This is a genomic window from Clostridium tepidiprofundi DSM 19306, from assembly GCF_001594005.1.
GTDB lineage: Bacteria > Bacillota > Clostridia > Clostridiales > Clostridiaceae > Clostridium_AC > Clostridium_AC tepidiprofundi.
On sequence record NZ_LTBA01000170.1, the window covers coordinates 1 to 530 of the forward strand.

Here is a 530-nt window from a genome sequence, read left to right on the forward strand (position 1 = left end):
CTCAAACAGATTGCTAAATGCCTTTTTGCTCTTTACATTGTATATTTTGTAGACATTATGATATTCTTCTTCGTCTAAATATTCAAAATCTAATATGTTTATGCCTATAGTTTTCTTCAGTAAATTATATTCATATCCGCTTTCTATCTGATCTGAATATACCTTCGCCCAATAATACAAAGCTCTCTTATCATAAAAGCTCTGCTCTGCAATCTGCATTTCTATATCATACCATACTCCTTTTTCATCTACTGCCTTTATATCAAGTATGCTCATCTTACCTTGTCTGTAATTTGCTAAGTTATAAGGGTTTTTTAACTCTATATCCACTATTTGCTCATCTTCACTCAACACTGAATTTATAAACGATATCAAAATATCTTTATTTTCCTCGCTGCCGAATAATTTTTTGAATACGAAATCTACTTTTGGATTTAACCTACACATAAAATATCATCACCTTCCTTTACATATACTTAATAAGTGTGAACTACCACCCAAACAAGCAAGGGTAGATTCTTTGTAAGAAG

1 protein-coding gene is annotated in these 530 nt (G+C 30.9%); it reads right to left on the reverse strand.

Translation table 11 applies throughout. The features are described from left to right. Window positions 1-447: Rpn family recombination-promoting nuclease/putative transposase (locus CLTEP_RS14270; RefSeq protein WP_153016384.1), on the reverse strand; the 447-nt coding region annotated here is incomplete at its 3' end. Window positions 448-530 lie beyond the last annotated feature (83 nt).